General features: G+C 40.1%; 18 protein-coding genes. 6 read left to right on the top strand and 12 right to left on the bottom strand.

Translation table 11 applies throughout. The features are described 5' to 3' along the window. Positions 1–3: 3 nt before the first annotated feature. Both H8B21_RS09905 and H8B21_RS09900 read right to left on the bottom strand, forming a co-directional pair. The gene (locus H8B21_RS09905) at positions 4–3,324 is read right to left on the bottom strand and encodes a SusC/RagA family TonB-linked outer membrane protein (protein ID WP_223814947.1); all 3,321 of its coding nucleotides are present in this window, start codon (positions 3,322–3,324) and stop codon (positions 4–6) included. Between the two features lie 169 nt (positions 3,325–3,493). After that, the gene (locus H8B21_RS09900; RefSeq protein WP_190313590.1) at positions 3,494–4,552 is read right to left on the bottom strand and encodes a FecR family protein; all 1,059 of its coding nucleotides are present in this window, start codon (positions 4,550–4,552) and stop codon (positions 3,494–3,496) included. 210 nt (positions 4,553–4,762) lie between these two features. Here H8B21_RS09900 and H8B21_RS09895 point away from each other — a divergent pair, with 210 nt between their 5' ends. From H8B21_RS09895 to H8B21_RS09885, 3 genes are all read left to right on the top strand, one after another. Continuing rightward, positions 4,763–4,939, top strand: a complete 177-nt coding sequence (locus H8B21_RS09895) for a hypothetical protein (RefSeq protein ID WP_190313589.1) — start codon at positions 4,763–4,765, stop codon at positions 4,937–4,939. A gap of 187 nt (positions 4,940–5,126) precedes the next feature. Continuing rightward, on the top strand, positions 5,127–6,302 hold the full coding sequence (locus H8B21_RS09890) for an FN3 domain-containing metallophosphoesterase family protein (protein ID WP_190313588.1): 1,176 nt from the start codon (positions 5,127–5,129) through the stop codon (positions 6,300–6,302). 251 nt (positions 6,303–6,553) lie between these two features. Further along, positions 6,554–7,123: an RNA polymerase sigma factor gene (locus H8B21_RS09885; protein ID WP_223814946.1), complete on the top strand. Its 570-nt coding sequence runs from the start codon at positions 6,554–6,556 to the stop codon at positions 7,121–7,123. Between the two features lie 69 nt (positions 7,124–7,192). On the opposite strand, the gene H8B21_RS09880 is transcribed toward H8B21_RS09885, so the two are convergent. From H8B21_RS09880 to H8B21_RS09855, 6 genes are all read right to left on the bottom strand, one after another. Beyond that, a complete protein-coding gene (locus H8B21_RS09880; RefSeq protein ID WP_190313586.1) occupies positions 7,193–7,774 on the bottom strand; it encodes an OmpH family outer membrane protein in 582 nt (193 codons plus the stop codon). 118 nt (positions 7,775–7,892) lie between these two features. Then, positions 7,893–8,426 carry an OmpH family outer membrane protein gene (locus tag H8B21_RS09875; protein WP_190313585.1) on the bottom strand — a complete coding sequence of 178 codons (534 nt, stop codon included), beginning with the start codon at positions 8,424–8,426 and terminating at the stop codon, positions 7,893–7,895. A 137-nt stretch (positions 8,427–8,563) separates the two neighbouring features. Further along, entirely contained in the window at positions 8,564–11,152 is a 2,589-nt protein-coding gene (gene bamA / locus H8B21_RS09870; RefSeq protein ID WP_190313584.1) for an outer membrane protein assembly factor BamA, read from the bottom strand. Positions 11,153–11,277: 125 nt separating this feature from the next. Further along, on the bottom strand, positions 11,278–12,015 hold the full coding sequence (locus H8B21_RS09865) for an isoprenyl transferase (protein WP_190313583.1): 738 nt from the start codon (positions 12,013–12,015) through the stop codon (positions 11,278–11,280). A 93-nt stretch (positions 12,016–12,108) separates the two neighbouring features. Further along, complete coding sequence (locus H8B21_RS09860) at positions 12,109–13,002, bottom strand: NAD kinase (protein WP_190313582.1); 894 nt, start codon at positions 13,000–13,002, stop codon at positions 12,109–12,111. A gap of 19 nt (positions 13,003–13,021) precedes the next feature. After that, entirely contained in the window at positions 13,022–13,684 is a 663-nt protein-coding gene (locus H8B21_RS09855; RefSeq protein WP_190313581.1) for a CBS domain-containing protein, read from the bottom strand. 194 nt (positions 13,685–13,878) lie between these two features. Here H8B21_RS09855 and H8B21_RS09850 point away from each other — a divergent pair, with 194 nt between their 5' ends. Next, positions 13,879–14,712: a 1-acyl-sn-glycerol-3-phosphate acyltransferase gene (locus H8B21_RS09850; RefSeq protein WP_190313580.1), complete on the top strand. Its 834-nt coding sequence runs from the start codon at positions 13,879–13,881 to the stop codon at positions 14,710–14,712. Between the two features lie 3 nt (positions 14,713–14,715). Continuing rightward, entirely contained in the window at positions 14,716–15,672 is a 957-nt protein-coding gene (locus H8B21_RS09845; RefSeq protein WP_190313579.1) for a GNAT family N-acetyltransferase, read from the top strand. Here the strand turns inward: H8B21_RS09845 and H8B21_RS09840 are convergent. The 3 genes from H8B21_RS09840 to ubiE form a co-directional block, all read right to left on the bottom strand. Further along, positions 15,664–16,113 carry a GatB/YqeY domain-containing protein gene (locus H8B21_RS09840; protein WP_190313578.1) on the bottom strand — a complete coding sequence of 150 codons (450 nt, stop codon included), beginning with the start codon at positions 16,111–16,113 and terminating at the stop codon, positions 15,664–15,666. The genes H8B21_RS09845 and H8B21_RS09840 overlap by 9 nt on opposite strands. 84 nt (positions 16,114–16,197) lie before the next feature. Beyond that, positions 16,198–16,959 carry an SDR family NAD(P)-dependent oxidoreductase gene (locus tag H8B21_RS09835; RefSeq protein WP_190313576.1) on the bottom strand — a complete coding sequence of 254 codons (762 nt, stop codon included), beginning with the start codon at positions 16,957–16,959 and terminating at the stop codon, positions 16,198–16,200. A 15-nt stretch (positions 16,960–16,974) separates the two neighbouring features. Next, positions 16,975–17,715 (bottom strand): bifunctional demethylmenaquinone methyltransferase/2-methoxy-6-polyprenyl-1,4-benzoquinol methylase UbiE, encoded by a 741-nt coding sequence (gene ubiE, locus H8B21_RS09830; protein WP_190313575.1) that lies wholly within the window; start codon positions 17,713–17,715, stop codon positions 16,975–16,977. Between the two features lie 486 nt (positions 17,716–18,201). Here ubiE and dnaB point away from each other — a divergent pair, with 486 nt between their 5' ends. Continuing rightward, positions 18,202–19,785, top strand: coding sequence for a replicative DNA helicase (gene dnaB, locus H8B21_RS09825; protein ID WP_190313573.1), 1,584 nt, complete (start codon positions 18,202–18,204; stop codon positions 19,783–19,785). A gap of 68 nt (positions 19,786–19,853) precedes the next feature. On the opposite strand, the gene H8B21_RS09820 is transcribed toward dnaB, so the two are convergent. Further along, positions 19,854–20,279: a hypothetical protein gene (locus H8B21_RS09820; RefSeq protein WP_190313572.1), complete on the bottom strand. Its 426-nt coding sequence runs from the start codon at positions 20,277–20,279 to the stop codon at positions 19,854–19,856. Between the last annotated feature and the right edge of the window lie 7 nt (positions 20,280–20,286).

Below are 20,286 nucleotides of genomic sequence, written 5' to 3'. Positions count from 1 at the left end.
CTTTTAGAAGTTAACATTTACACCCAGAGAATATGTAGTGATGTTGGGATAACGTGTGCCACGGCCATCACCCAATTCTACATCCCAAAACTTGAATGGGCTCCAAGTGAACAGATTATATCCCGAGAAAAAGATGTTTGCACCTGTCAGCCCAACTTTACCCACGGTCGCTTTCGGCAACTGATAAGTTAATTGTAGGTCTTTTAACCGGATATATCGTCCGTTTTTTAGCCACCACGTGCTGGTTACATAGTTGCTGTTTGGGCTTCCGTCGGATAAACGTGGATAGAAAACATCCTGTCTGGGATTGTCAATCGTCCAGCGATCTTCAATGTTGCTTAGAAGATTTCCTCTACTCATGGATACGGAGAACGGCATCAATCCTTCACCGTTCATCAACACATCCACATTGCCCACGCCCTGAAATAACGAGGATATAGACCAATTTTTGTAGCTAAAGGATAACCCAAAGCCAAAGATAAATTCTGGAATCGTTCCGTACCCCATCGGTAGCCGGTCAAAATCGTCTATTTTGCCGTCACCATTGACATCTTGAAATTTGATGTCACCTGGTTGTACCGTGCCCGGATGCAAAGGACCGTTGTTGATTTCATCGTCCGACTCAAACAATCCAAGGGCTACAAGCCCCCAGCGCTGGCTTAGTCGTTTACCTTTTGCATCTAACCAAGGATAAAGCGGATCAGGCTGGTCATTGTCCACCACTTTATTTCTATTGAAAGTAAAATTCCCTAAGACTTGGAAACCAAAATCGTTAAATCTTTTGTTCCAAGTGATCGAACCATCCAACCCCTTGTTATCAATAATACCCAAGTTGCCAAAAGGAGCAGATTGAAGTCCTACGTAGCTCGGTACGTTTCCTCTACGTAGGAAGATACCGCTCCTGCGTTCTTTGAATAAATCGAACTGAAAGTTCAGTTCATTGTTGCTAGTTTGTATATCAAAACCTAAATTGCTTTTGATCGACGTCTCCCACGTGACATTAACACCGTATTCGCCAATATTATATCCATTGAAACTATTGTTCCGGTTTTTTCCGAAATTATATCCGGTTTTTTCCTCGACCGTAGAAATATAGGCAAAACGGTATTCATCATCGCCAATCATAATGGAACTGCTACCTACTTTACCATGTGAAAAACGGATTTTTGCAAGTGATATCTTGTCTTTGAGACCCTCGAAGAAATTTTCTTCGCTTAGTACCCAGGCTAAACCAAAAGAGGGGAAGAAACCAAAACGATTGTTTGGAGCAAAGTTTTCAGAGCCATTATAACCGAAATTTGCTTCTGCAAAATAGCGGTTGTCATAGCTATAGGTTGCTCGTCCAGACAAACCTAGGTAACGATAAGGGAGGGAACTCATAAAATCATCAGCCTGTGCATTAAGTCTGTCACTTTTGTTAAAAAGCAACATTCCTGTTGTTGCATGCTTACCAAATTCTCGGTTATAGTTTAATGCAGCTTCCACATAAATGGTACGCTCTCCCTCGCTAGGACGAGTAAAGTTCAAAAAGCGCTCCCCAACAAAGGTTTGTTCGTATTGCATTTCTCCGTTGGCATCCCGCCCTGTAGCCAAGAACGAATCTGGACGTTTTGTTCTCCGCATACTTGTGTAGTTGTACACGTCAAAAGAGAACATGGCAGTAGCCGAAAGTCCTTCTGTAATAAATGGGAGTTCTTGTGTCGCCCGTAAATTTGAGAAAAGCTGATTGCGCCATTGATTGGCGTAGCCTGTTTGTGTCAACTGAGCATAGGGATTAACAAGCGATCCAGCACGTTGATCGGGTACTATGCCGTTCTCATACATAATGGGATGAAGTACAGGTGTTACTAACCATGCATCTTCAAAAATATCACGCTGTCCTGCGGCTGGATAATTTGCATTGGCTAGATAGCCCTGAATCCCTAATTCTATTTTAGTTAGATTCGATGCTCTTACGGTTAAGTTCGAAGTGAGGTTGTATCGTTTGTAACCAACCTGTTGATTGTAGTTAACTAAATCGTCTTGCTTATATAATCCCACCTCATCTAAATAACTGACGCCGACATAATAATTTGATCTGTCCGATCCACCGCTGATATTGAGGTTTCCGCGTCGTTGATGTCCGAATTTGTTAAATAGAGCACCCATCCAATCTACATTTGGATACAGATAGGGATCTTCGCCACTAATGGTTCTCTGAATTCTTTCCTCACTATAGATGGGCGCTGCACCTCTGTTTGTCAACGCTTCATTGGACATGTGCATGTAAGTAATACCATCTGCGAACTCCGGTAGTTTGGTAAACTGCGTCAACCCCTCGTAATAACGAAAATTGAACGTTGGTTTTCCGGCCACTCCGCTTTTTGTTTTGATTATGATGACGCCATTTGCTCCGCGAACACCGTAAACCGCCGTAGCAGCAGCATCTTTTAAGACCGTAAAACTCTCGATATCTTCCGGATCGACATTTGCCATTTTACGGGGCGTACCGTCAACTAATACTAAAGGTTCGCTTAGCCCTTGACTAAAAGTCGATATTCCCCGGATCCAGATACCTGCATCGTCAAAACCGGGTTCACCTGTTCGCTGTACCGATACAACTCCCGCAATTCTTCCTGCTAAGGCATTTGTTAAATTCGCTGCAGGTACCTGCAGACTTTTCGCATCTACAGTCGATTGTGCTCCGATTAAACTAATCTTCTTTTGTGTACCAAATCCTACAACAACAACTTCATCAATCCCTGTTTCAGTAACCTCCATCGTAATATTGATTGATGATTGATCGGCAATAGGAATTTCAACGGTTTTATATCCCACTATTTGGAACACCAAGGTAGCGGGAGTGGAGACCGCAAGAATATATCTTCCGTTGATATCCGTCGTGGTTCCCACTGTTGGTCTTTCTTTAACTCCTACCGACACACCGGCTAATGTTTCCCCTTCTTGATTGGTTACCCTTCCGGTAATCTCACGCTGCTGTTGTGTAGGAGAAGATTGTTGTGGGGTGGAAGACTTGACCAATCGCACAAAACCATGACGTACTTCGTAGGTCATGTTGTGGTTTTTAAGAATATCGGTTAGGATTTCCTTCGCTAATTTATTCCCCGAATAATTGATGTTATTGGATAAAACGCTTTCATCATTACTGTAAGCAAGGGGAATTTGATATTTAGTTTGTAATTCTTCAAGTGCCTCTTTTAAACTGACATTCTTGAAGTTCACACGTATGTTTTTATCCAACTCTTTCTGTCCGAAGCTCTTGCTGCTGGCAAGTAGCATGCAGGTAGTGCATAAGAGGTAGGAGAGTACAAAAGATATACGCATAATCTGTATGAATTTAGGGATACAATGATTGTGTCTTTTTTTTCGCATCTTTGCATAATTAATAAAGGTCAATACTTTGTTGATACTCGGGATGCCATCAGTAAGTTTCTCAGGCGCACTAATGGTATCTGCTGAAAGGAACCGGAAATGCCTGGCACTTCCGGTTTTTTTAATTATCTATTTTCGATATTTTCCAAATTTTTGTTGTTGGGTCTCGTGTTAATTTTCCATTGCTTAATTCGACTAAAGTATTTAAAACTTGTTCTATTTTCTTTCCTTTGAAAGTAATTGTCATATTCGTGTTAGCAAAAGCAGAGTCTATCGCTATAGAATCGCCATAATTTCTATAAGCCTTTTTCAGAACTCGAGGAAGGGGTTCATTTAAGAATACCAGTTCATTGTCGAGCCAATTTTTATGATGATAAGCCGATACTTCCCATTTATTAGAATCGTTTAGATATGCTTTCTCTCCAGGCAATAAGCTGACCTTTCCGCGTGTCGTTTTCTCGAGAATTGAGAGCATGTCATTCTTTTTTTCTGCACTCCCATCGCTAGTCAGCTTTAGTGCTTGACTATCAGACGTAGCATAAACATTTACTTTTCCGGAGTTTACTTCAACGGTTTTTCCTATGTCGGTATCTATATTAAAAGAAGTACCAACTACCTGCGTCGTAAATTTTTTCGATACCACCAAAAAAGGCTTGCTTTCATCCTTAGTAATGTCGAAAAAAGCCTCTCCATCCAGTTTGACTAGACGAATTGGGATTGAGTTTTTCTTTAGATACGATAACTTGGTGTTACCATTCAGTTGTATGGTACTGCCGTCACTCAGCGTGATTTTTTTGCGCTCACCGTGCTGGGTAGAAACCATAACCCATTTAAGTGCCGGAGTAGATTCTTGTTTTTGAAGGAGAAACAGGAAACCTAATGACAAAAGTCCGACAGCTGCTATACCGGCCACCCAGTAATATAAAATGTTTCGCTTTCTAGTGACAGAGTTATCCTTCTGAATCCGTTGGATTAAGCGTTTTCTTGTCTTTTCTTCATTTTTATAAGTTATATCGTCAGAGGCAACTGAAACTTCTTCATACATTTCACGCATTAATCCGAGTAATGCTTTCGAATCGTTTGTTGTATGCAATAGTGCCCGAAGTTTTTTGAGTTCTTCGGGAGAGATTGTTTTTGATTGTAGCTTCTCTATGAGACGCAGGATTTCTTTGTCGTCCATACCTTATATTATCCATGGGGGGTGGTTTGGTAGGGGTCGAAAAGAAAATTTTATTTAATAAGCTGATTTTTAGCTGATTATTTTTTACGCCGAAACCGTTTTTAAACGCTCATAAACGACTATCAACGTTTATTCTGCGGCTAATACTTTTAGATTTAACGATGTTTGCTTCATAATTATCAGGATTATGATACAATAAGTTCAATGCTTATGAAGCAACAAAAAGAAGTTCCGGTATTTATCGACCCGACCACTGATGTAGGCTTTAGACGCCTCTTTGGAGACAAAGAAAATCTTATCAACTTTTTAAATATTATTTTTCCCGAGCGTAAACATATCGTTTATCTGGCCGACCGCGACACGGAGCGCGTGGGAGTCGCCGATTAGCTTGATGGTGAATAAGTGTAAATAAAAAAAGCGGGAGTTGGAAAATAGATGCCTTGTACGGTCACCTGAAAACATTCGCCCGGATAACTGGCCTATGTAACAATAATAGACCAATAGAGAAACAATACGGAAAGAAAACGGAAAAATTATTAAAATAGCACCATGATAACCCCCAAATATAAATAGTATGATTAAGTTTTTTAAATCCTTCCTGATTATATGTATCTGTATATTGCTTGGTCTCACGGGTATAGCACAAGAAAATATCCGTATAAACCATGAACCTTACTTACAGGCTTTGACGGATAATAGTGTTTCTATTGTCTGGACAAGTGATAAGCCTGCCATCGCCTGGGTGGAGTTGGCTCCGGAAGATGGAACTCATTTCTATCAGGAAGCGCGCCCCAAATATTTCGCTTCCAAAGATGGTTTCAAGAAAGTGGGAAAATTACATGAAGTAAAATTGACAAATTTAGAACCTAATACAATCTATCGCTATCGAGTGTATTGTCAGGAGGTGCTAAAACATGAAGGAACCGATGTGCTATATGGCAAGACCGTCGCAACGAATGTTTACCGACAGGAACCACTGCGATTCAAGACCAACGGATCGAAAGAGAATATCAGTTTTGCTGTAGTCAATGACATCCACGGCAGGAACGACCTTCTTAAAAATCTGATTGGTCAGGTGGATTTGAAAACTACCGATTTCATCGTTTTCAACGGGGATATGGTAGACAATCTGTTAAGCGAGCAACAAATGTTTGGCGGATTTTTGGACACAGCGACCGCTCTTTTTGCTGATGAGATTCCAATATACTACGCACGTGGCAATCATGAAACAAGAGGCCCATTTGCACCAGAGTTTAGCCAATACTTCCCCACAAGCTCGGGTAAGTTATACTACGCTTTTAGTATAGGTGATGTCTGTTTTGTGGTGTTGGATTCAGGGGAGGATAAGCCGGATTCTGATATTGAGTATAATGGGATCGTAGACATGGACAACTATAGATCAGAACAAGCCATATGGTTGGAAGAAGTGCTGCAATCACCTATGTATACCAAGGCGAAATATAAAATTGTTATCAGCCATATGCCTCCATTTGGCGGATGGCATGGTGAATTGGATATTGCCGATAAGTTTGTACCGTTGTTAAATGAAGCAGGCGCACAGATTATGCTAAGTGGTCATTTGCACCGCCATATTGTTCAAAAGGCTGATAACACGACAAGGTTTCCGGTTATTGTCAATAAGAACGATCACATACTGAAGGTAGAAGTCAATAGTAGTTTTGCTACCTTCAAGATGTTTGATGAGGAGGGGAAATTTATTGAAGAAGTTAAGATTGATGCACAGAGATAACTTTTGAACACATATAACTATCCATTAAGAATTGGAAAAAAAACTTTTTCCAATTCTTTTTTTGTATATTTAATACTATAAAATCGAGATGTAAATAATCATTAACCACGAGGTAATGATTATCTTCGATGAGCTCGCAAGCTCGGTTATTTACTCGAGCTCTCATCAGCCATAAGAGAAAAATAAATAGATGAAATTAATTCATTTGTAAATCTTGAAATCGTTGCGTAGTGGAAATATCCGATAAAAAGTTGGTAGATTTTTGTTCAGGGAAAGAGGTAGGATTACAATACTTCATGTCGAAATATGGACATTCTTTACGTTATTTCGCTTATACCATTACGCATGATAAGCATGTCGCTGAAGAAATCGTATCCGATTCTTTTTTCAAATTGTGGAATGGAAGAGCAAAAGTAAAAACAGAGCAGAATATTAAAGCTTTTCTTTATTTGGCTACCCGTAATGCCTGTTTTGACCATGTTGGAAAAGCAACTCTTCCACTGAATTCAGAAGGGGATGAACTTCCTGAAATTTCTAGTTCTGACACTGATATTTTAAACAGAATTATCTATGTGGAGCTTGTGGAACTTCTTATAGTTGAAATAGAGAAACTACCTGAACAACAAGCGGAAGTTTTTCGATTGACATATTTAGAGGGGCTGAGTACGCAAGAGATTTGTGAAAGATTAGGTACGACAGCTAGCAATGTCTATTTTGCCCGTTCCAAAGCGTTGAATACGTTGCGGAAAGTACTAGAAGGTAAAGGATTAAAATATTATAGTGCGTTTTTGCTATTTATAGGATTGGATAAGTTTAATTAAGCATAACTACTACCATATAATAAACAAAGGAGACCTAAATGGTCTCCTTTGTTTATTTGTTAAGTTCGATTATTGCTGAGGTTCTGTAGGTACGGCTGGTGTTACTGGTTTAGCGTCTGGGCTAATACCTAATTTTGTACGTACGTCCATAGCGATATCTTCCCCACCTTGAAAATAAATGACGTTTCCGGATGATGTATCAAGTACATAAGCATATCCTTTTTCTTTAGCCACAGCATTAATGGCATTCATTACTTTTGTTTGGATAGGTGCCAAAAGTTCTTGTTGCTTTTTACCTAGATCTTCCTGTGCAACACGCTGTACTTCCTGTATACGTTGTTCCATACTTTGAAGTTCCTGCCCTAGGCTCTGTAATTCTGCATCAACTGTTTCCTTGTTGGCCTCACTACGGTTTCTATACTTTTCATTCGCCTCTGTTTGTTTCTTTTGAAACTCCTCCCACATACCCTGCAATTCTTTCGTCTTCGTATCGTTTAATGTTCTCAACTGATCGTTTGCCGTTTTAAATTCAGGAGTCAACTGAAAAATTTCATCAGCATTGATATGACCAATCTTTTGTTGAGCACTTACATGCTGTATGCCCAAAAATACCACCGCTACTAAAGCTACACTTCTAAATAAATTTTTCATTCTTCTCATTTTAATCATTTTGCTTGGTTCTCTTTTATCAACCAATGCGCTTTTTTGTTTTATAAAATATAACGTTAATAATTAATTGTAATTTCTTGTCACAAGTATAATAAAAAAATTAATTCGCCAAACTAGGATTAGGTTTTAAACCTAATTTTGTAATGATGTCATTACTTTTATCCAAGCTGGGGTTTGCAAATAAGATGGCAACCTCACTACCTTTATCCAAGATTAAATCCAAACTTTCACTTTTTGCTAGTTCTTGTATCGCCTTTGATACGCGATCTTGAACAGGCTGGATCAAACGGATTCTTTCTTTGTAAAGATCCCCTTCAAAGCCAAATTTTTGACGCTGGAAATCCTTTACTTGTTTTTCTTTATTGACAATTTCGTCTTCTCTACGACGACGCATATCTTCATTTAACAATACTTGGTCATTTTGATAGGCTTGATACAGCTTTTCAATTTCCTCATACTGCTTATCGACCTCGGCTTGCCACTTTGTAGAAAGATCATCCAATTGCTTTTGAGCCGTGGTATATTCGGGGATGTGTTTTAAAATATATTCAGAATCTACATAAGCCAAACGCTGAGCGGAAGCTAGGGTTACTGAAGCTACAATCAAACTGATGACAAATATTACCTTTTTCATATACTTTTAAATTTTATGCGCATTACTGCACGCTTTTTATCTTTATGCTTATGGAGTACTTTTTTATTCAAACGAAATGTCAAACCCAATAGCTACTTATTTCTCTAAATTTTAGGACAATTATAGTTCCAAAAAGTTTAAAAGCCGCCCATGTTTTGTAATATACTGAAAGTAAAGTTCTGTTTCCATGCGCTGGGCTGTAAGCCAGGGATCGGATCAAATGCATGACCATAATCTATACCCAACATACCAAAAATGGGTAGGAAGATACGTGCCCCTATACCGGCTGAACGACGCATTTTAAATGGATTGACTTCATCGAATTTATTCCAAGTATTCCCTGCTTCTGCAAACGCTAGAACAAATACGGTTGCCTGCTCATTTAACATAACAGGGTGGCGAAGTTCCAATTGATATTTTGCATAGATAGGGCTACCGGAGTTGATGGCTCTCGTTATGCCGTTATCTTGTGAACCTGTAGATTCAGGGATAATAGTACCGTTCGCGTAACCTCGCATAGCGATAATTTCTGATCCCTGTAGGAAGTCAAAGCCCATCATACCATCGCCACCGAGCTTAAAGCGCTCGAAAGTGGAAGTTTCTGTCCTATTGGTGTAATTACCTAAATAACCAAATTGTGCCTGGCTTTTCAAGACCAATTTTCCAACAATTCTCGTATACCATTGACTATCAAATTTCCATTTGTGGTATTCTGTCCATTTATATCTTACTTCTGGAGGAGAATTTTGATAATCGATATTGTTCCAACCAGAATATGGCGGCGTCAACTGCACGGAGAATTTGAAATGTGAACCCGAAGTAGGATATATCGGCGCATCTACCGAATTTCGGCTAATTTCCTGGGTGATGTTTATATTATACGCTGTACCGTTGTCAAATAAAAAGTAGCTGGGATAATTTTGTAATTTGTAACGTTGGAAAGACAACGATGTGTTGACCTGAAAATAGTTATCAGGCCATTGCAGTCGCTTACCTAATGTAGCAGTAACCCCTGTCATCCAAATACGGCTCAGTTCGTCATCTTCTACCATTTGCCGACCTGTGTAGGGATTAAACCCATAGGGGGAGGAATTAGAGGTATACGCGCTCAAACCAAAATAAATCGGTTTCTTGCCACCTAACCATGGCTCAGAGAAAGAGAAGCTATACGATTGGTATCTTTTTCCGGACGTTTGGCCACGAATACTTAACTTTTGCCCATCTCCACGCGGAAGCGGTTTCCAAGCATTTTTTTTGAAAAGGTTACTTGTGGAAAAATTATTGAATGTTAACCCCAATGTACCGATTACCTGTCCGGCACCATATCCTCCCGAAAGTTCTACTTGGTCAGACGGCTTTTCAGCAACGTTGAATACAAGATCCGTTGTTCCCTCTTCGTAGTTCATGGACGATTGTGGAATGTCAGGTTGGATTTTCTGTTCATCAAACATACCTAATTGGGAAATTTCACGGATACTGCGCATAATCAGCTCGCGGGAATATTTTTGTCCCGGTTTGGAATAAATGGAACGTAATACCACGCGATCATTCGTGACATCGTTTCCTTTGACGATGACATTGTTAATAGTGAATTGTTTTCCCTCATTTAAGACAATTTCTACATCTACAGTATCATTATAGATACGTTTAATAATAGGCTGTGCGCCAAAAGTAAGGTAACCATCGTTTTGATATAGCGAACTAATGTCATCACTGTTCCGGGTAGGTCCCATCAGCTTTGTATTTAATTTCTCCTCGCTATATACATCGCCTTTCTCCATTCCCAGTAACAGGTTCAAAACAGAGTCGGTATATTTCGAGTTCCCAGACCATTGAACATCACCCATATAGTAACGAGGACCCTCGTGAAGGCTGATATGCACATCCACCTCATTATTGTCATAACGGGAAATGCTGTCGACAAGAATCTGGGCATCTCGATACCCCTTGTCTTGCATCTTGGCAACTAAATTCTCTTTGGCCTCTTTGTATTTGTCGTCTTTAAATTTACCCGGCCCAAAAATACGATACCAACGACGAGGTTTTACCCCTTTTAAATATTTGCGTAACTGGCGTTCTGAAAATGCTTCGTTTCCATCAAAATATACACGGTGAACCTTTATTTTTTTGTTCTTGGTAACATTGGCAATAACAATTTCGTTGTTCGCTTCAGCACTGTCCTTTTTAGTAGTAATTTCTATTTCCGGATAAAGGAAAGACTTTTCCCGGAGGAATTTCTGGATAGTGGAACGAGTCGTTTTCAAGAGGTTTTCGTTGACAATTCTACCTGAACTGGTATTCAAGCGTTTTTGTACCTCCTCTTTCTCTCCTTTTTTCAAACCTTCAATATCAATGCGCGTAAGACGCGGACGTTCCCGAACACGAATCTCTAGATAGACATTGTCTCCTTGAAATCTATCAGCGTATAATTGTACATCGTCGAATAAGTTTTGCGCCATTAAAGTTTTGATGACATTTGCCGTTTCTTCGCCAGGGATCTCGATATATTGACCGACTACAAGCTTAGAAATAGTAATCAATACATCGTTATCCAGATACTCCGTGCCAGAAACCCGTACGCCGCCGATGATGTAATTTTTAGGATCTAAATAGCTGATGTCATCAGGGTCGTTTAGGTTAATCGGGTTGTTTCCTTGGATTTGAGCGAATAATGGTTGCCCTCCGAAAACTAGTGTAAATGTTATTAAATATAGTAAGCGCTTCATTTATTCTATTTTCTCGGTGCTAAAGTACACCAATCTCTTGTTAATTTTTGTTAAAAGAAATAATTAATAACCAGCCTTTTAAATTAGGCTCTGAACTGATCGTGCAAAGGTAATAAAATATAATATTATAGCTGTTCGCTTGTTTTGCCGAACCTTCTTTCTCTTTGCTGATAATTGTAAATGGCTTCGAAAAGATCTTCACGTGTAAATTCAGGCCACATTTTCTGCAAAAAGCAAAATTCCGTATACGCCATTTGATACAGAAGATAATTGCTGATACGCTGTTCACCGCTTGTCCTAATCATGAGATCAGGGTCAGGTATTTCGCTGGTGTATAGGTTGTCACGGAAAGTTTGTTCGTTAATATCTTCCACGTTTAACTTGCCCTCGGCTACTTGTTTAGCGATGGATTTGGTCGCGTCAATAATTTCTGTTCGGGAACCGTAACTCAATGCGAGTGTAAGTACACACCTGCTGTTATTTTTTGTTAGTGCTATCGTATCTTCCAATTTTGTCTGGCAGTTTTGAGGCAAATCGCTAATATTACCGATAGTGTTTAAACGAATATTATTTTCAAGAAAAGTCTTGGTTTCTTTTGCCAATGTATCGACCAGCAGTTCCATCAACGCGTTGATTTCCATCTTCGGCCTATTCCAATTCTCAGATGAGAAAGCATAAAGCGTTAAATAGGGCACACCGATCTCTATACAGCCTTCTAGTGCTTCCCGAACAGCGGTCACCCCATTTTGATGGCCGAAGATGCGCAACTTTCCAAAGCCTTTTGCCCATCTACCGTTACCGTCCATAATAATAGCCACGTGTTGTGGTAACGCTTTCGGATTTATCTTTTGTTTGAAACTCATTTTTTAATCGGACTTCCCTATAGAGGATTTTATGGTGTAAAGATAGGCGTTTTCGAACAATAAGGACGTATTAAATTGTGTTAAAATATGTCGCTAATAGTTTCTAACGTCTAATCCCCACAGCAGTTTTTCACGTAATGTGCCGAAGAAACTATCCGATGCTAAGCGGATGAGATGTACTCTGAAAGGGGCGCGCTTAATGCGCAGCTTAGTTGTGGTATCCAACGTTTCATTTTGCGAGTCGCAACTGAGGATATATTTATCTGTTCTGCTTTCGATCTCCAGTTCCAACTCACTGTCTGCCGAGATAACAATCGGCCGCACATTTAGATTGTGCGGGGCAACAGGCGTGATCACAAAATTGCCACTTCCCGGCATGATAATAGGACCTCCACAACTTAGGGAATAAGCTGTAGACCCCGTTGGTGTGGCAATGATAATACCATCAGCCCAATAAGCGTTCAGAAGTTCTCCATTTAAGGTCACATTGATGGTAATCATGGACGACGTGTCGTGGCGGAAAACGGTGATGTCATTCAACGCAAAATTGGCGTCACCGAAAATACGTTGCTGATCACTGCTTACTTCTAATAAATCCCGTGCTTGCAATGTGTAATGCCCTGCAAAAATATCATCGAGTGCTTGGATTATCTTTGTTTTGTGAATGGAAGCCAAAAAACCAAGTCGTCCAAAATTGATTCCCGCAATGGGAATCCCCGAATCCCGAACTTGTGATACTGCAGAAAGCATCGTGCCATCACCGCCGAGGCTCAGTAAAAACAAAATATCTTGTGGGAGATCGCGATGGTTATAATAACGTAGGAATGTATCTGGACAATCTAGTTGTTCTTTCAAAAAATCGTAGAAATCGGAATAAATATAAATGGTGATATCCTTTTCTTTCAAATAGGAAAACAATTGTTCAACATAAGGAACAACGGATGAATTGAAAGCCCTGCCATATATAGCGATGGATTTTTGTTGCATAAAATTAATTAAGGTGAGTTTATAAATTTAGGTAATTCATTAAGATATCGTAGCGTTCTTTGATGTCTGAATCTTGGCTGCCGTCGTTGAATGTAGCTTTGACAACGTAATCAAAACGCCATAGAGAGGCAACCACCGTCGAAATATTTTGTTTGTCAACCTTGATGGTCATTTCGATTTTAGTAGTATCTGGAATATCACGAACGGCTGTATTGAGAATGCGTACATTTTCCGATTCAAAGATATGGGCGATATGTGAAAATGATACATCATTTTTCCCCAGTTCCAGCACAATGATAGCGCCAGGATCTTTATTGCCTAGCGTCTCGTTGATAGCAGATAATAGATCTACCGTAGTGACAACGCCAATATAAGCGTTCTCTTTATCCAAGACAGGAAGGATTTCCAGTTGATGCGCGTCCATATACTGGAGCGCATCATAGATATGTTGATATTCGTATAGATAAACAAAACGTAACGACACCATCAAGCTACTTACAGTTTTTGTTTCATCATGTGCAGAGAGCAAATGATCTTCTGTAACAATGCCCAATAAGTCGTGTTCGTCAACAATAGGAAGCTGTGTAGTATGGAGCTCATCCATTTTATCTAATGCGAACCCAATGCTATCGTCTGATTGGACATCAAAATAGTTCTTTGCTAGAATTTCACCTATATACATGATGAGCTGTTTTAAAAATTAAACAAAGAAAACCTAAAACCGTTTTCTATACTAATGTTTAATTATGTGCTAAATTAACAATATTACCTTTATCCCGTATACTATTCATGTAAATAACTTTTTACATCATTAAAATTTAAATTTATTATTTTTACGCCAACAATTATGCAAACACGGGACTTATAAAAAAACAAATGGCCAGAGAAGAAGAGCAGGTAAAGTTTATTCAGATTCGTGAAGTAATTCGAAAAAAAAGCCCGAAGTTGGCCAAATGGATTCCGAGCCCGTTAATAAGCTATTTGGAACGTGTTATCCATGAAGATGAGATAAACGATATTATGACTAGGTTCCGGGACCTATACGGGTTAGATTTCGTCGATGCTTTAATAGAGGATTTAGGGGTAGAGGTAGTATTGGAAGGTGCGGACAACATTCCCGTTGATGATAGCGTCATATTTGCTTCTAATCATCCCCTCGGAGGACTAGATGGTATTGCCATCATGCAGGCAATAGGGCGGCATCGACGCGATGTCAAATTTCTAGTGAACGATATATTGATGAATATCCGAAACCTAGAACCTCTTTTTGTCCCAGTAAACAAAGTGGGAGGGCAAGCAAAAAGTGGAATTATCGCAATCGACCAAGCTTATGCATCTGATAATGCATTGTTGGTATTTCCGGCAGGTTTGGTTTCACGCAAAATACGAGGGAAGATTGCGGATCTGGAATGGAAGAAGAGCTTTATTTCAAAAGCGAAAAAATATAAAAGAGACATCGTACCAGTTTACATTGATGGTAAAAATTCTAATTTTTTCTATAATTTAGCTAGACTGAGACAAAAATTTGGATTAAAAGTAAACATGGAGATGTTATATTTGCCGGATGAGATGTTTTCTCAACGAAACCATACGGTAACCATACGTGTCGGAAAACGAATTCCTTATCAGGAATTTGACCGATCCAGAAGTGAACGCGAATGGGCTCATCACGTGAGAGAGATAGTATACAGAATGGGAGACAAAAAATAATATATGCAGGAGATTATACCACCGGTAGACAGAGCGTTAATTAAAGCGGAATTGACACAAGATGCTTTTGTACGCTATACCAATAATGGAAATAATGAGGTTTATTTAATCAACTATCATACCGCTCCCAATATTATGCGTGAAATCGGCCGCCTCCGCGAGGTGACTTTTCGCGGTGCAGGAGGTGGAACAGGATTACCGCTCGATATTGATGAGAATGATACATGCGAACATAACTACGACCAACTTATTGCCTGGAATCCAGAAGAAGAAGAAATCATTGCCGGCTACCGTGTTATAAAATGTTTAGATGCAATTGATAGAGAGGGAAACCTTCATCTGTCTACGGCGCATTACTTTCATTTTTCCGATAAATTCAAAAAAGAGTTTTTGCCGTATACATTGGAACTTGGGCGCTCTTGGGTACAGCCTCGGTTTCAACCTTCTATAGACAACAGGAAAGGACTATTTTCATTAGATAATTTGTGGGACGGCTTAGGTGCGTTGGTTGTTATTAATCCTGATGTAAAGTATTTGTTCGGAAAAGTAACCATGTATCCACACTATAACGAAGTCGCACGCGATTTGCTGATTTACTTCATGGAATACTATTTTCCGGATAAAGATCAATTAGTCGTGCCTTTTGAACATCTCAACTTAAAATATAAAACGGATATTACACCGTTTGTAGGTATGTTCGATGGTTTGGCTTATAAAGAAGGATACAAGCTGCTTAACGCGAAGATCCGGGAATTAGGTGAAAATATTCCACCGCTTATCAATACCTATATGAATTTATCGCCTACCATGCGTACGTTCGGCACCGCGTTGAATGACGAGTTTGGTGAAGTGGAAGAAACAGGTATCATGATTACGTTGGAAGATATTTATCCCGCTAAAAAAGAACGACACATGGTCACTTATGAACGGGATAAAGATAAAGGGGTGAGGTCAACTTAGTAACGACTTCACTACTTCTGATATCGTCTTTCCATCTGCTTGGCCGGCAAGTCTCTGATTTGCCGCGCCCATCACTTTCCCCATTTCTTTGATGGATGTTGCCCCAACTTCTGCTATAATGTCTTTCACAATGTCTTCAATGGCAGATCTATCCAGTTGTTTAGGTAGATACTCCTCTATGACTTGCAGTTCTTCCATCTCGATTTGATACAAATCCTCGCGATTTTGGGTTTTGTAGATATCTCCTGATTCCTTACGTTGTTTTGCAAGTTTTTGTAACACCTTGATTTCTGTATCTTCACTGAGCTCTTCCACTTGGATTTTTTCTGTTTTCGCTAGTAATATAGCTGCTTTGATAGCACGTAGACCACGTAGTTTAGCGTTATCTTTGGCTATCATGGCAGCTTTAATATCCTGATTGATTTTTTGTTCTAATGACATATTTTTATGAGTTAAGCGTTATAAATTATAAGTATATCTTATTGACAAATCACGAACCCGTCATCCGGCGGGCTCATAGAAGATTTAATCACGTACAACGACTGTTCCATTGGCTTGTGCTGTAGGCATAACCAAAAGATCGTTGATGTTGACATGAGCTGGTCTTGAAAGTACAAATGAAATAATCTCGGCAATATCTTTCCCAGAAAGTGGTGTCAATCCTCTGTATACGTCCTTCGCACGTTCTTTATCCCCTTTGAAACGCACTTCCGAAAACTCGGTTTCGACCATTCCCGGGTCGATGGACGTTACCTTAATTCCTTTTTCCAGCAAATCGATTCGCATGGCTTTTGTCAACGCATCCACTGCATGTTTGGTTGCGCAATAGACATTCCCATTAGGATAGACATCCTTGCCTGCAATAGAACCTAAGTTGATAATGTGTGGCGCTACACTTTGCTCCATCAATGGGATGGTATGTTTGGTGACATAGAGTAATCCCTTGATGTTTGTGTCTATCATCCTGTCCCAGTCCCCAATATTTCCATTTTGTATGGGCTCCAGTCCCTGGCTAAGCCCTGCATTGTTAATCAAGATGTCGATATTCCGCCATGCTGCAGGAAGATTGTTCCATATTTTTTCAATTTCGTTGTTTTCACGTACATCAAGTTCAAAGCAAAACACTTCGCAAGTAGGGTGGGCGGATTGAATTTTCTGCTTAACTTCCTCCAGCCGTTCCAGACGACGTGCGCAAAGCAACAGTCTATATTTCGACTCGCTTGCCAGAACCTCTGCACAAGCTTTTCCAATTCCTGAACTTGCTCCTGTTATAAGTACCGTTCTCATCGTTGTTGAAAATTATCATTTGGTGCACTCGTAAATAGTACAGAACCCGAACGTTTGTGGCCTTACCTTGGTTTCCTTAAAACCTACCTTCTGCGTAATGGCGGCAAACCGTTCGCCGTCCGGAAAATTGGCAACGGATTCGGGAAGATAAGAATAAGCGCTCGAATCTTTCGATATCAGTTTGCCCAATGCGGGTGTCAATTTATGAAAATGGAAATGATACAATTGCTTTATTGGAAAGGTGGTCGGATTGGATAACTCCAAGATGACTGCCTTGCCGCCCGGTTTTAATACACGACGGATATCAGCAAGCCCCTGCTCTAAGTTTTCAAAGTTACGAACGCCGAAGGCAACGGTAACTGCGTCAAACGTATTGTCGTCGAATTGCAGTTTTTCGGAGTCGCCAAGCTGAACTTCAAATTGCTCTTGTAGTTCTTTTTTCTCAATTTTTTCACGGGCTACATCGAGCATCCCCGCAGAAATATCTACGCCGATAATCTTTTTAGGATTCAATATCCGAATGGACTCCAACGCAAAATCACCTGTACCAGTAGCTACATCGAGAATAAGTTGCGGATGGATGCTGCGTAATGACCGAATCGCCTTTTTGCGCCAAATTGTGTCGATACCCATAGTCATCATCCGATTTAACATATCGTACGTTTTGGATATGTTGTTGAACATATTTGCTACTTGTTCTTTCTTTCCACCTTCCTGTGCTTTGTAAGGTTTTATCGTTCGGGTATCATTTGCCATAAAGCAAAGATACAATATTGATTTTTATCTTGCTAAAAACCGTTTTCTAATCTCGATAGATAATGATGACATCTTCGTATATCCGCTATACCTGCTTTACCCTTTCTTTAGACCAGCTTCGCCCAATTAACGACGTTTTAATGAAGATTTAAACTCACGGTAGATTCACGTTAAACCGGCGAACAAAGTCTTGATTTGATATGAAGAAAGTCTGAATATAAAAACAAGTTCTTAACACCCTCGGGATTTATTAACATTCCTATAACTAGTTGGATTAAAAGAGACTTTTTTTCGCTTTCACACGTTATTAACAGAGGGTGTGGAAAACGTTGGTATGGAAACCCGTATCCATAAGGAAGTTATAACGGAGCTTTTTTACGATACTCCGAAGTGTGTACAAATAGATGGATTGTTCCTGTTTATTTTTTATATTTTTGTTATTCGTTACGATCAACACTAACAAATAAAACAGAAGAATTTTTTGGAATGGCGATAGAGAATGAATTTTCGAACAATGCGGGGAGCAGAACCAATTTTGCTAAGAAACGGGCTAGCCTTAATAATTTAGTTAGTGGATTAGGAAAATTGCCCCCACAAGCTTTGGATTTGGAAGAAGCTGTTTTGGGGGCCTTGATGCTAGAAAAGAACGCGCTTAGTGAAGTCATCGATATCCTTAAACCCGACTCATTCTATAAAGAAGCACACCAAAAAATATACGAAGCTATTTTTAATTTGTTTCAACAGACTTCTCCTATTGACCTATTAACGGTGACAGCTGAGCTCAGAAAAATGGGTGCATTGGAAATGGTGGGAGGAGCATATTATATTACACAGCTGACGGACAGAGTTGTTTCCGCTGCGAATATAGAGTATCACGCGCGTATTATTTCCCAAAAATATATCCAGCGGGAGCTTATTAAAGTGTCGACAGAAATTATAAACAACTCTTACGACGAAACGACCGATATATTTGATTTGTTGGATCATGCCGAGAAATCCCTGTTTGACATTGCACAAAATAACTTACGTCGTGATTCGCGGAAGATGGATGATATTATGCGGGAAGCGATTACTAATTTGGAAGCGCTTCGTGACCGTACGGATGGATTGACAGGTATTCCTTCCGGATTGACTGCACTAGACCGGATGACCTCGGGTTGGCAGCCTTCTGATCTCGTTATCATTGCGGCGCGCCCGGCGATGGGGAAGACAGCCTTCGTATTATCTGTCGCGCGTAATGCGGCCGTAGACCATCAACGTCCAGTGGCGGTATTTTCATTGGAGATGTCGTCTGTACAGCTAGTTAATCGTTTGATAGCCGGTGAAACGGAAATTGAACAAGAAAAATTAAAAAAAGGAAATTTGGCTGACCATGAATGGCAGCAATTGCATTCCCGGATAGGAAGATTAACGGAAGCGCCCCTTATCATTGATGATACACCGGCATTAAATGTTTTCGAGTTCCGAGCGAAATGTCGTCGTTTGAAAGCACAACATGATATTCAAATGGTTATCGTGGATTATTTACAGCTAATGCACGGAAAGAGCGAAGGAAAAGGTGGTGGCAACCGTGAGCAGGAAATCGGTAGTATTTCACGTGCATTGAAATCTGTTGCCAAAGAATTGAATATTCCAGTATTGGCGCTTTCTCAGTTAAGCCGTGCTGTGGAATCCCGGCCGGGAAATAGTAAACGTCCGATGTTGTCGGATTTGCGGGAGTCGGGGTCTATCGAGCAGGATGCCGATATGGTATTGTTCCTTTATCGTCCAGAGTATTATGGACTCACTGAAGACGAAGAAGGACGTCCTACGGCTGGTGTGGGCGAGGTGATTATTGCGAAACACCGGAATGGTGAAACGGGGATTGTGCCGTTGCGCTTCATCGGTAAGTACGTAAAATTTGTGGATTTGGAAGAGGATTTCGGAGGTGCGGATTCATTTGCAGGAGGAATGGATAACTTTTCTGCAATGGGGCCATCCGATGCATTTGGCGGAGCCGGAGGTTTTGGCGGTGGAGGCATTACTATGCCTTCAAGAATGAACGATATGCCGGACGACGCGCCGTTTTAAAATGAATAGAAAAGCCTACATTACGTAGGCTTTTCACTAAACTAAACATTGAAACAAATACCCAGTTTCTATGGGTAGGTCGTTACTACTTTACTTACTTTCCAGCCGTCTTGGCTGTGGTTTAGCGTAATATAATCTACACGCGTAAAGTTATCGAATTTCATGATGGCCTTGGCGACGCAGGCTTTGCCACTTTCATCTAGCATCTCGTAGGTTGTTTCACAGTTGAATTTCAACCCCTTATTTGCCTTTAAAAAATTAGTGTAGGTCTTTTTATTGTAGCATATATTGTTAGCTGTATTTCGGTATTCAAAATCTTCCGAAAACAGGAATTTGTTGAATTCGATGCTGCCAGCAGTAGCGGCCTCTAAATAAGTCGCGATGATGTTCATTGAATTGAGATCTTTCAACGGGTTAACTTTTTCAGCTGCAAAAGAACTGAATGATGTCATCATGATAAATGCTGTTGCGATGGTTGCGATTGTCGTTTTCATTGTAGTA

The organism is Sphingobacterium chuzhouense (assembly GCF_014692525.1).
GTDB lineage: Bacteria > Bacteroidota > Bacteroidia > Sphingobacteriales > Sphingobacteriaceae > Sphingobacterium > Sphingobacterium chuzhouense.
This window is presented reverse-complemented; position numbering and strand designations above follow the sequence as displayed.

Bases quoted from the DNA above. Each gene is read 5' to 3' on its own strand.
- H8B21_RS09905 (WP_223814947.1), bottom strand. From the start codon at position 3,324: ATGCGTATATCTTTTGTACTCTCCTACCTCTTATGCACTACCTGCATG.
- H8B21_RS09900 (WP_190313590.1), bottom strand. From the start codon at position 4,552: ATGGACGACAAAGAAATCCTGCGTCTCATAGAGAAGCTACAATCAAAA.
- H8B21_RS09895 (WP_190313589.1), top strand. From the start codon at position 4,763: ATGAAGCAACAAAAAGAAGTTCCGGTATTTATCGACCCGACCACTGAT.
- H8B21_RS09890 (WP_190313588.1), top strand. From the start codon at position 5,127: ATGATTAAGTTTTTTAAATCCTTCCTGATTATATGTATCTGTATATTG.
- H8B21_RS09880 (WP_190313586.1), bottom strand. From the start codon at position 7,774: ATGAAAAATTTATTTAGAAGTGTAGCTTTAGTAGCGGTGGTATTTTTG.
- H8B21_RS09875 (WP_190313585.1), bottom strand. From the start codon at position 8,426: ATGAAAAAGGTAATATTTGTCATCAGTTTGATTGTAGCTTCAGTAACC.
- bamA (WP_190313584.1), bottom strand. From the start codon at position 11,152: ATGAAGCGCTTACTATATTTAATAACATTTACACTAGTTTTCGGAGGG.
- H8B21_RS09865 (WP_190313583.1), bottom strand. From the start codon at position 12,015: ATGAGTTTCAAACAAAAGATAAATCCGAAAGCGTTACCACAACACGTG.
- H8B21_RS09860 (WP_190313582.1), bottom strand. From the start codon at position 13,002: ATGCAACAAAAATCCATCGCTATATATGGCAGGGCTTTCAATTCATCC.
- H8B21_RS09855 (WP_190313581.1), bottom strand. From the start codon at position 13,684: ATGTATATAGGTGAAATTCTAGCAAAGAACTATTTTGATGTCCAATCA.
- H8B21_RS09850 (WP_190313580.1), top strand. From the start codon at position 13,879: ATGGCCAGAGAAGAAGAGCAGGTAAAGTTTATTCAGATTCGTGAAGTA.
- H8B21_RS09845 (WP_190313579.1), top strand. From the start codon at position 14,716: ATGCAGGAGATTATACCACCGGTAGACAGAGCGTTAATTAAAGCGGAA.
- H8B21_RS09840 (WP_190313578.1), bottom strand. From the start codon at position 16,113: ATGTCATTAGAACAAAAAATCAATCAGGATATTAAAGCTGCCATGATA.
- H8B21_RS09835 (WP_190313576.1), bottom strand. From the start codon at position 16,959: ATGAGAACGGTACTTATAACAGGAGCAAGTTCAGGAATTGGAAAAGCT.
- ubiE (WP_190313575.1), bottom strand. From the start codon at position 17,715: ATGGCAAATGATACCCGAACGATAAAACCTTACAAAGCACAGGAAGGT.
- dnaB (WP_190313573.1), top strand. From the start codon at position 18,202: ATGGCGATAGAGAATGAATTTTCGAACAATGCGGGGAGCAGAACCAAT.
- H8B21_RS09820 (WP_190313572.1), bottom strand. From the start codon at position 20,279: ATGAAAACGACAATCGCAACCATCGCAACAGCATTTATCATGATGACA.